The organism is Paucibacter sp. XJ19-41 (assembly GCF_028462495.1).
Lineage (GTDB): Bacteria > Pseudomonadota > Gammaproteobacteria > Burkholderiales > Burkholderiaceae_C > Roseateles_E.
The window spans coordinates 1-10,685 of record NZ_JAQOWX010000155.1 but is presented as its reverse complement, the minus strand read 5'-3'; the positions used below and the strand labels follow the sequence as shown (position 1 = coordinate 10,685).

At 66.0% G+C, this 10,685-nt stretch carries 10 protein-coding genes; 1 reads left to right on the top strand and 9 read right to left on the bottom strand.

Annotated features, from left to right (window positions below; translation table 11 throughout):
- The 5 genes from PO768_RS25825 to PO768_RS25805 form a co-directional block, all read right to left on the bottom strand.
- A partial coding sequence (locus PO768_RS25825) for a flavin reductase family protein (protein ID WP_272648338.1) occupies positions 1-342 on the bottom strand: 342 nt, incomplete at its 3' end.
- Positions 339-1,034 (bottom strand): phosphoserine phosphatase SerB, encoded by a 696-nt coding sequence (gene serB / locus PO768_RS25820; RefSeq protein WP_272648337.1) that lies wholly within the window; start codon positions 1,032-1,034, stop codon positions 339-341. The genes serB and PO768_RS25825, both read right to left, overlap by 4 nt.
- Before the next feature lie 31 nt (positions 1,035-1,065).
- Positions 1,066-2,457: a hypothetical protein gene (locus tag PO768_RS25815; protein WP_272648336.1), complete on the bottom strand. Its 1,392-nt coding sequence runs from the start codon at positions 2,455-2,457 to the stop codon at positions 1,066-1,068.
- Positions 2,458-2,488: 31 nt separating this feature from the next.
- Positions 2,489-5,965 (bottom strand): transcription-repair coupling factor, encoded by a 3,477-nt coding sequence (gene mfd / locus PO768_RS25810; protein ID WP_272648335.1) that lies wholly within the window; start codon positions 5,963-5,965, stop codon positions 2,489-2,491.
- Positions 5,966-6,034: 69 nt separating this feature from the next.
- The gene (locus PO768_RS25805; protein WP_272648334.1) at positions 6,035-7,195 is read right to left on the bottom strand and encodes an esterase-like activity of phytase family protein; all 1,161 of its coding nucleotides are present in this window, start codon (positions 7,193-7,195) and stop codon (positions 6,035-6,037) included.
- Between the two features lie 285 nt (positions 7,196-7,480).
- On the opposite strand from PO768_RS25805, the gene PO768_RS25800 reads away from it, so the two are divergent.
- On the top strand, positions 7,481-8,149 hold the full coding sequence (locus PO768_RS25800; RefSeq protein WP_272648333.1) for a DJ-1/PfpI family protein: 669 nt from the start codon (positions 7,481-7,483) through the stop codon (positions 8,147-8,149).
- Between the two features lie 9 nt (positions 8,150-8,158).
- On the opposite strand, the gene PO768_RS25795 is transcribed toward PO768_RS25800, so the two are convergent.
- The 4 genes from PO768_RS25795 to PO768_RS25780 form a co-directional block, all read right to left on the bottom strand.
- Positions 8,159-8,989 (bottom strand): Crp/Fnr family transcriptional regulator, encoded by an 831-nt coding sequence (locus tag PO768_RS25795; protein WP_272648332.1) that lies wholly within the window; start codon positions 8,987-8,989, stop codon positions 8,159-8,161.
- Positions 8,990-9,129: 140 nt separating this feature from the next.
- Positions 9,130-9,828: a flagellar basal body L-ring protein FlgH gene (locus PO768_RS25790; protein WP_272648331.1), complete on the bottom strand. Its 699-nt coding sequence runs from the start codon at positions 9,826-9,828 to the stop codon at positions 9,130-9,132.
- A 4-nt stretch (positions 9,829-9,832) separates the two neighbouring features.
- On the bottom strand, positions 9,833-10,375 hold the full coding sequence (locus tag PO768_RS25785; RefSeq protein WP_272648330.1) for a cell division protein FtsI: 543 nt from the start codon (positions 10,373-10,375) through the stop codon (positions 9,833-9,835).
- 3 nt (positions 10,376-10,378) lie between these two features.
- Positions 10,379-10,685: hypothetical protein (locus tag PO768_RS25780; RefSeq protein ID WP_272648329.1), on the bottom strand; the 307-nt coding region annotated here is incomplete at its 5' end.

The window sequence follows — 10,685 nt, the reverse complement described above, 5'->3', positions numbered from 1 at the left end:
TCCATCATTCTCCTGGTTGATGGACTTCGCTACCTTTACGCTGGTACGCCTGGGAGGGGGCAGGTCAATCTCGCGCCCCGAGCTATTGCCCACGCCCACCACCAGATCGGCCTGGGCCGCGCAGGGCACGGCCAGCACGAACTCGCCCGAGGCCTCGATCAGGCCGCGGCTGTAGGTGTTCTTGTCGATCACCACCGCAACCTTGGGCGGCGCGAAGTCCAGCGGCATGTTCCAGGCCGCCGCCATCACATCGCGGTGATCACCGTGCGCGCTGACCACCAGCACGGTGGGGCCGTGGTTCAACAGGCGGCTGGCCTTGGCCAGGTCGACCGAAACTCTCATGCGGCGAACACACTCAGCAGGCGGTCCAGGCCGCCTGCGTTGATGGCCACCATGGCCTGCTCGCGCACCTTGGGCTTGGCATGGAAGGCCACCGAGAGGCCGGCGGCGCCCATCATGGGCAGGTCATTGGCGCCGTCGCCGACGGCGATGGCCTGCGCCGGCGTGGCGCCGATCTCGGCCGCGCATTGCAAGAGCATGCGGCGCTTCTCCTCGCCATCGCAGATCTCACCCCAGGCCTGCATCACCAGGCGGCCGGTCAACGCGTCATCGACAATCTCCAGCTCATTGCTGCGCACGTAATCCATGCCCAGCTCGGCCGCGACATAGCGGGTGAAGAAGGTGAAGCCGCCCGAGACCAGCACCAGCTTCAACCCGGCGGCCTTGAGCGCGGCGCAGAGCTCGCGGGCGCCAGGGTTGAACTGCAGACGCTCGCTAAGGACCTGCTCCAGCGCGCTGACGGGCACGCCCTTCAGGAGCGCGAGCCGGCGGCGCAGGCTGTCCTTGAAGTCGGTGATCTCGCCGCGCATCGCGGCCTCGGTGATGGCCGCTACCTCGGCCTTCTTGCCGGCCGCATCGGCGATCTCGTCGATGCACTCGATATTGATCAGGGTCGAGTCCATGTCGAAGGCGGCGATCCTGAAATCGGTGAGAAGCAGCGGGGGCGTGAAGCCCTGGATCACGAGGGAAGTCATATTCTTTCGGGGTTGTCAGCGAATCGGAAACCTACTTCCCTACTTGACTCAGGCGAGCCAATGCCCGCTCAAATAGGTCATCGGCATTGGGCGTACGCAACAGTTCTTCAAATGAGTTCTCCAGATCCTCTCTGGTCAGTACCAAAACTCCTATCTCTGCTGCTTGGTCTGCGTCCGACTTAACCTGCTCGGCCGTCATTGCGGTGACGATAACGGGAAGCACCCGTACATGCCGCATGTTGGATGTAGCTAATGTCTCGCGAAGAGTAGCGGCGCGAGCGCCGAGCTTGGAGAGTTTGCTCTCAGATCTAAGCAGTCCGAGAGTGCATTCAACTACTATGAAGTCGCCTCTGGGCGCCACCGCAATGATGTCGAATGCATCGCGAGTCTTCGGGTTGGTTCCGAACGCGGCGGGTGCAAATCCTAAGGACCAGACCAGCCAGCCAATTGCCGCTTCGAAGTCGTCAGCTGCTTTGCCTTTAGGCGGTAGATCAGGAAGCAGATAGCTTCGCATCGTGCGCAGGCCCTGATCGACTTGGCCGAGTACTGCTGCACGAGGATTCTGAAAGAAAGTAGGGTCAACTCGCCATTGAACGTGGTGTGCTTGCCCAGCATACGAGGCAATGCAATGCACGATTGACCCCAAAGGAACGGCGATTGATGTGGTTCCGGAATCTGCAAGTTCACCTGATTGCCAATCCATGTCTTGACCATAGATTGACCCTCGGCTGTGAACCTTCCCGCCGCTTAGAACGCGGTACCCCAGCTTTGCCTGGGATCGATCCAATCTGTTCGAGAGCCAGAGTCCCAGACTTGCATTGGTGCCACTCACAGCGGAACTTGAAAGAACTTCAATCGCAGTTCCTGCGACAACTTCAAAGGCCGAAAGTGACTCGCGGAGGGTTCCGAGGGAATAGTCTGCAGTGAGTTCACCCAATGAGTCGTAGGGTTGATCAGCTCCCTTCAAAAGCCAATCTGATTCAGGTTGTGGGAAAAGGTCTGCCCAGTTCTTTCCATGTATGGATAGCACTGCGAGGCGGTTGCCGTTGCTTATCCCCTCGGGGTGCAGGAGGGTTGGCGGGGCGACATATATCCCACTGCGCTCGTCAGTTGGCAATTTGAGTTTTCCGATGCCATCGATGAGTAGCCCGTCTTGACTAGCCAGCGATTCAACGATGTCCCCGAGGGCATAGGTGTCCAGAGGAATCGGCCAAACACCAGCCTCAATGTGACCAGCTCTAAAACTAGGTTTGACTGCTTGCAGAGGACCTAGCCCTAGATAGAGCCGAGCCGCAGCGACAAGCAGTTCACCGTTCTCTCGCCGCACTCCAACATAACAAAGCCATGCCCCTGCGTATGCCTCTCTCCAGCCAGATATGGCAGCGAAGAAACCGGCGATCTTGCTGAGATCATTGGTGGTCAATCTAAGCTCCGTTCCTGCCTGCGGCGAAGTATCAGTCTTGCTTGATGGGTTGTCCCAGCAGGCGCAGCACCTCGCGGATCGCCTGAGCGCGGTCCTTGGGGTCGGACAGCGCCTTGTCGATGCGCAGCTTGTCGTTGCCGACCAGCTTGATATTGCGGTTCTTCTGCACCAGTTCGATCACGCGCATCGCGTCGATCGGCGGGTTTGGGCGGAAATTGATATTCATCACGCTGGGCGCCGCGTCGATCTTGGCCACGCCGTAGGGCTTGGCCAGCACGCGCAGCCGGTGCGTGTCGAACAGGGTCTGGCCCTGGGCCGGCAGCTTGCCGAAGCGGTCGGTGACCTCTTCCAGCAGCTTGTCGATCTGCTCGCTCTTGTCGGCCGTGGCCAGGCGCTTGTAGAGGCTCAGGCGCACATGGACATCGCCGCAATAGGCATCGGGCAGCAGGGCCGGTGCATGCAGATTGATCTCGGTGACGGCAGCCAGCGGGCTCAAGAGATCGGGTTCTTTGCCGGCCTTCAGCGAGCGCACCGCCTCGCTGAGCATCTCGTTGTAGAGCTGGAAGCCGACTTCCATCATGTTCCCGCTCTGGTTCTCGCCCAGCACCTCGCCGGCGCCGCGGATCTCCAGATCATGCATGGCCAGATAGAAGCCCGAGCCCAGCTCCTCCATCGCCTGGATCGCGTCCAGGCGCTGGGTGGCCTGCTTGGTCAAGCCCTGGATGTCGGGCACCATCAGATAGGCATAGGCCTGGTGGTGCGAGCGGCCGACGCGGCCGCGCAGCTGGTGCAGCTGGGCAAGGCCGAACTTGTCGGCGCGCGCGATGATGATGGTGTTGGCGCTGGGCACATCGATGCCGGTCTCGATGATGGTCGAGCAGAGCAAGACGTTGTGCTTGCCGCCGACGAACTCGCGCATCACCCGCTCCAGCTCGCGCTCGGGCATCTGGCCATGGGCCACGATGATGCGGGCCTCGGGCACCAGTTCCTCAAGCTTCTGGCGCCGGTTCTCGATGGTATCGACCTCGTTGTGCAGGAAGTAGACCTGGCCGCCGCGCTTGAGCTCGCGCAGCATGGCCTCGCGTATCGTGCCGCTGCTCTCGGCGCGCACGAAAGTTTTAATGGCCAATCGCCGCTGTGGCGCGGTCGCGATCACGCTCAAGTCGCGCAGGCCCTCCAGCGCCATGCCCAGCGTGCGCGGGATCGGCGTCGCGGTCAGCGTCAGCACATCGACCTCGGCGCGCATCGCTTTCATCGCCTCCTTGTGGCGCACGCCGAAGCGGTGTTCCTCGTCGATCACCAAGAGGCCCAGGCGGGCGAACTTGACCTCGGCGCTGAGCAACTTGTGTGTGCCGATAACGATGTCGATGGTGCCGTCGGCCAGGCCTTCCATCGCGGCCTTGATCTCCTTGGTCGAGCGGAAGCGGCTCATCTCGGCGACCTTGACCGGCCACTTGCCGAAACGATCGGCAATGTTCTGGAAGTGCTGCTCGGCCAGCAGCGTGGTCGGCGCCAGCACCGCGACCTGCTTGCCGCCCATCACCGCGACAAAGGCCGCGCGCAGCGCCACCTCGGTCTTGCCAAAGCCGACATCGCCGCAGACCAGACGGTCCATCGGCTTCGGGCTGATCATGTCCTGGATCACCGCATGGATCGCGGCGCGCTGGTCGGGCGTTTCCTCGAAGCCGAAGCTGGCGGCAAAGGCCTCGTAGTCATGGCCCGAGTAGCGGAATGCATGGCCCTCGCGGGCGGCGCGGCGGGCATAGAGGTTCAGCAGTTCGGCGGCGGTGTCGCGCACCTGCTCGGCCGCCTTGCGCTTGGCCTTTTCCCACTGGCCCGAGCCCAACCGGTGCAGTGGCGCTTCTTCGGCTGAGACACCGGTGTAGCGGCTGATCAGGTGCAACTGGGCCACCGGCACGTACAGCGTGGCCTTGTCGGCGTATTCCAGATGCAGGAACTCGCTGGCACCGTCGCCGATATCGATATTGATCAGGCCCTGGTAGCGGCCGATGCCGTGGTTGCTGTGCACCACCGGGTCGCCGACCTTGAGCTCGGACAGGTCCTTGATCAGCGCATTGACATCGCTGACCTGCTCCTGCTTGCGGCGGCGCCGCGTCGTCGGCGTGGTCGCGAACAGCTCGGTTTCGGTGAAAAGCTGGATCTCTCTGCCGGCCTCGGGCTCGCGCCAGAAGAAACCGGCGGCCAGCGGCGCTGCGGTGATCGCGAACTTCTCGTCGCTGGCCTCGAACTCGGCCAGATCCTTTACCGAGGGCGGCTCGATCTTGTTGTCGCGCAGCAGCTCCAAGAGGCTCTCGCGCCGGCCCTCGCTCTCGGCCAGGATCAGCACGCGGTGCGGCGTGCTTTTCAGATGAGCGGCCAGCCGGGCCAGCGGCTCCTGCGCGCCGCGTTCGACCGACACATCGGGCAGCGGCCGCGCGTAGTCGGCCACCTCATCGACGGATACGCTGCCCCGCACCGCCAGCACCGCATGGCTGTGCGTCAGCGCGAAGAAGTCCTCGACCTTCAGGAACAGCTCCTCGGGCGGCAGGATGGGTCTATCGGGGTCGTGCTGCAGGAAGCGGTGGCGCTCGCGGGTGTCGGTCCAGAAACGGGTCAGCGCGGCGTCGATATCGCCGTGCAGCGCCAGGCCCAGCTCGGCGCCGACGAAGTCGAACAGCGTCGCGGTCTGCTCGAAGAAGATCGGCAAGTAGTACTCGATGCCGCCGCTGGCAATGCCCTGGTCGATGTCCTTGTAGATGCGCGACTTGCTCGGGTCGCCCTCCATCTTCTCGCGCCAGCGCGAGCGGAAGGCCTTGCGCGAGGCCTCGTCCATCGGGAACTCGCGGCCCGGCAGCAGCCGCACCTCGGGCACCGGGTAGAGGCTGCGCTGGCTGTCGGGATCGAAGGTGCGGATCGAGTCGACCTCGTCGCCGAACAGATCGACCCGGTAGGGCACCAGCGAACCCATCGGGAACAGATCGATCAGCCCGCCGCGCACCGCGTACTCGCCCGGCGAGACGACCTGGCTGACATGGGTGTAGCCGCCCAGCGTCAGCTGCGACTTCAGGCTGGCCTCGTCCAGGCGCTGTTTCTGCTTGAAATGGAAGGTGGTCGCGGCCAGGAAGCTGGGCGGCGCCAGCCGCGTCAGCGCGGTGGTGGCCGGCAGCAGCACGACATCGACCGGGCGCTGGTCCACCGGCTTGCCCTGGCTCTGCAGCAGGCTCCACAAGGTGGCCAGTCGCTCCGAGATCAGGTCCTGGTGGGGCGAGAAGGTGTCATAGGGCAGGGTCTCCCAGTCCGGGAACACCGCGACGCGCAGATCGGGCGCGAAGAACTTCAGCTCGTCCTCCAGCCGCTGCGTGTCGCCCGGCTCGGCCGTGACGATCAGGCTCAGTCGGCCGGCCTCGCGCTGCTGCAGCGCGAAGCGCGCCAGCAGCAGGGCATCGGCCGAGCCGGTGGGGCGGGGCTGGTTGAACTTTTTTCCGGGAACGATCAGGGGCAGCTGCATGGCGCACAAATAAGGACAGCCCCGGCTGGGGCTGTCGCGATTGTAGGGAGGCTGCGCCAGCGCCACCGATCAGGGCTGAATCTCGAACACCAGGATCTGGTTGCGGTCGGTCGCAGAGTCGGCCGTCGGGAAATTGTCGTCGGCGACGACGACCAGGCTGTGCCGGCCATTAGCCAGCTTCGGGCCCAGACTCAGGCCTTCCAGATTGGCGATGCCGCCGAGCTGGGCTTTCAGCGTCTCGAAGTCCAGCACCAGGCGCTTCTTGACCGCGGTCGCGCCCTGCAGCGTGGCGCTGGCCAGCACATTGCTGGCGCCGCCGATGTCGATCTCGTAGAGCCGCACCTGGTTCCCGACCACGCCCACCGAGAAGCTGCGCTCCAGCACCAGAAAGCGAGTAGCGCTGAGTGCCAGGATCTCGGTGGCGCCGCTGACGCTGAAGCCGGTCGCCGGCACCGGCGTGGCCTGCACCTTCTCGATCGGGTAGGCGTACTGGGCCGTGGCCTGGCCGCTGGCGCGGTCGAACAGCGTGATGCGCGACTGCGCGCCGGCCGTCAGGCTGGGGGCCGTGCCGTCCTGGATAAGCGGCCCTTCCATCAGCACCACGGCCGAACGGCCATCGGGCGTGAAGGCGAGGCCCTCGAACACCGCATTGCCGCGCGGGCCGCTGTCGCCGGCGCCGATCTGGAACATGGCTGGCAGTGGGTATTCGCGCTGATGCTGGCCCTGCGCGTTGACCTCCCGGATGAAAGGCTGGATCAGCCGGTTCGGCGTGCCCAGCGTCCGCTCGCCCTCGCTGACCCAGACATACAGGCCGCTGACCGGGTCGATGCGCACGGCCTCCGGATCGGCCACCTTCAGATCGGGCACCTTGGGATAGTCGCTGCCATCGGGCTGCTTCAGCTTGATGCTTGAGAGCAGCTGCACGCCGGTGAACTGGCTCGCGTCGAACGTCAGCTTGGCGGTGTACAGGCGCGGTGCGTTTGGCGAGTCGGTGGTGCTGCGGTCGTCGCTGATCAGCAGATAGCTGTCGCTCTTGGCGTCGTAGTCGATGCCCGACAGGCCGCCGATCACGGTGCCCTGGAACTCCATGCGGCGCGGCAGTACTTGTTGGCCGATCAGGCGCAGGCTGCTGACGCTGATCTCTGCCGGGCTGTCATCGTCGCTGCCGCCGCAGCCGGCCAGCAGGGCGAGAGGGAGCAGACAGCACAGCAGGGCGCGGGGGGAGGGCATGGGAGGCGTAAGGCTTTTGATCATGGCCGGCATTCTTGGCGCCGGCCGTGTCAGCGGCGTGACCGGCGGCGGTGCGCAGGGCGGCGGCCGTCCGCCCTGCGCACCACCGCTCGTGGCATGCTTGCGCTTTATGACTGCAAAGGCGCACATGAAGCTCGGGATCTATCTGTTCGACGAGGTCGAGGTGCTGGACTTTGCCGGCCCCTTCGAGGTGTTCTCNGGCCCCGCCCCCCCGCCCCACCACCGCTCGTGGCATGCTTGCGCTTTATGACTGCAAAGGCGCACATGAAGCTCGGGATCTATCTGTTCGACGAGGTCGAGGTGCTGGACTTTGCCGGCCCCTTCGAGGTGTTCTCGACCGCCTCGCGCCTGGCCGGGCGCGAGGGCAGCGAGCCGCCGTTCGAGGTGCTGACCCTGGGGCCGAGTCTTGAGCCGGTGCGCGCCCGTGCCGGCCTGATGGTCACGCCGCAGTACACGCTGGACCAGCATCCCGAGCTGGAGGTGCTGATCGTGCCCGGCGGTGTGGTCACGGCCGAGCTGCAGCGCCCGGGCCTGGACGACTGGCTGCTGGTGCAGAGCTGCCGGCTCAAGGTGCTGGCCTCGATCTGCACCGGCGCCTTCCTGCTCGAGAAAGCCGGCCTGCTGACCGAGCGCGAGGCCATCACGCACTGGGAAGATCTGGACGATCTGCGCGCCGCCTCCCAGGCTTCCGGCTCGCTGCTGAAGGTGCTGGCCAAGCAGCGCTGGGTCGAGGCCAAGCCCTGGGTGCATCACGGCGGCACCTGCCGGCTGTTCACATCGGCCGGCATCTCGGCCGGCATCGATCTGAGCCTGCATCTGGTGGCCGAGCTGGCCAGCCCCGAGCTGGCGCGCCGCACCGCCCGCCAGATGGACTATGACTGGCGCGCCGCCAATGGCTCGGTGCTGCAGGCGGCGCTGGGCCGCGAGGATTGACGCGCAGCGCTAAGCCTGGTGCTCATGCCACAGCCGCGACAGCGTGCTGTTGCAGGCTTCCACGGTGGCGATGCAGTCCAGCCCGCTGAGCTCGACCTCGGCCAGCAGCTGCAGCCAGGCTGGCGCGGCCTCCAGGATCAGCTTGGAGTGGCCGGTGCTGACCCAGCCGGTGGTGGCCAGCTGCTGCAGATAGACCCAGGTCTGGCGCCGCGCCAGGCCGGCGAAGGAGCCGATTAGGGCCTGGGCCATCGGCAGATGCAGGCCGCCGCTGCGCCGTGCCGCAGCCTGGCCGGCGGCACCGGCCGCGGCCATCGCCAGCGTGGCCAGCACGCCGACCAGGCGCTGGAAGCCATTGCCCGACAGGCGCAGTGAGACCTGGTCCTGGATGCGGGTCGCGGTGGCGGCATAGAGCTGGAACACATCGGCCTTGCACAGCTGCTCGGCCGAGCCGGTGATGCCTATGCCTTCCTTGGGAATGGTCAGGGTCGAGACCGCCGTCAGCGCGGTGACCTCGTACCGGGCCAGTTCCTTGCCGACCGGTGAGGTCCAGCCGATCACATCGCCGAACCACAGGATGGCGACCGGCACGTCCTCGCCGTCCTCCCCACGACCATGGGGCCGCGAGCTCAGGCGAGTTGCACCCTCGCGTATCGCCATCCAATGCAGCAGCGGCTGACCGGCCTCGATGATGACCTGGCCACGGCCGTAGTGCTGCACCGTGGCCAGTTTCAGCCAGCTCTGGGCAGGCGTACCGTCTGCTGCCCCACAGCTGCCGGCCGCGCGCAGATTCGGCATGCCGACCACGCCGGCGGGCGCGGCCACCTTCTTGTCAATTGCCACCTCGATACCTCTGATTTCTTTGCTTCAGTGTCCATGGCCGCTGCGGCGTCAAAGCCCCGAAAAGCAGGGCTTGCTGCGGGCGGCTGGCGCACATGCGACACATAAGGGAAACACTCGCGTCCGGCCTGCGGCGCGAGCCCCTACCAGATCGACAGGCTGCGCGTCAGCAGGCGCTGGATCCAGCTGCGCGAGGCGGCCTCCGAGACCTCACCACGGCCCAGCGACTCCAGATTGGCGCTGGCCACATCGCGCGATTGCACGATATTGCCGGCCGTGCTGTCGCGCGGGTCGACCACGCCGGAGAAGCGCAGGGTCTGGGCGCTGCCGTTGAGCGCCATGCTGCGCTCGCCGGCCACCAGCAGATGGCCGTTGGGCAGCACGTTGATGACGGTCACCGCAAGCTGGCTGTTGAAGCTGCTGCTGTTCTCGGTCTGGCCCGAGCCGCGGAAGGAGTCGCTGCCGGCGGCCGTCGCATTGGCGTTCAGCAGCGACTCGAAGAAGCCGCCCGACTTGGCGTCGCCGCTGCCACTGCCCGGCCCCTTGATCGCGAACTTGTTGTCGCGGCTGGTGTCGGTGGCGTTCTTCTGGCTGGCCTGCAGGCTCTCGGCGATATCGACCTTCAAGGTGTCACCGATGTGCTGCGGCCGGCGTTCGCTGGAGAACAGCGAGGCCGTTGGCATATGGGCCTGGTAGATCGCGCCATTGGGTGTGCGCTCCAGATACTGCGGCGCCGGCAGCGGGGGCGCGCTCAGCGGGCCTTGCACCAGACGGGGCGAGGGGCCGGCGCAGGCGCTCAGCAACAGACACAGAAGGGGAAGAAGAGGGAGGGCCTTGATCATGTGCTCAGCTCTCGAAACCGGTGATGACGGCCTTGACGACCGGGGCCAGCTTGCGCCGCGTGCTGGCCCATTTGCTGCTGCGCAGATCGCCGTCCAGCGCATAGCTGCTGTGCGCGATCAGGCGGCCGTCGAGTTTGTGCAGGCTCAGCGTCGCGGCGTTGACATAGGCCCGGTAGCCCTCGGCCAGCGGCGGGATGTCCCACTGGATGCTGGCGGCATAGCGCAGCCAGGTCTCGCAGTCGGGCGGCGCGGTGCCGGCCGCGTAGACGCGGCTGCTGATGCGCAGCTCGCGCAGCTCGGCCTGCAGCGCCGGCACCAGGTCGGCCATCTGGACCTCGCGGTTGTATTCGATGCAGACGCTGCGCGGCGGCGCTTCGCCGTGATGCACGGTGTTGACGGCCCGGCCCGGGCCGTAGGCGATGGCGGTCGAGGTGGCGGCGCCGGCGGCCTTGACCAGCTCCCAGGTCGGCAGCGGGCTGACGAGCGCACAGCCGGCTTGCGAGCCGGCCAGCAGCGCCAGCAGGCCGGTCGATGCGAGGACGCGCATCACTCAGGCCCGCTCGCTCATCAGCTGACCCAGCACCAGCGCACCGAGGGTCGCGTAAGGCGCAGCGCCCTCGACCAGGCTTTGTGCACCTTGACTGACCGCGCCGAGACCTTGCAGCAGCTGATCACCGGTGTCCTGCGCCAGTTGCGCCACCTGCTCGATGCCTTGCTCAAGACCTTGCTGCGCCACCTCCGACAGGGCGGCTAGGCCGGCCGGACTGAAGGCGCAGATCACATCGCCGGCGCTGGCCTGGCCGGCCGTGGGCGGTGCGGCCTCGGCGGCCGGCGTGCGGGTGCTGCCGCTCAGGGGC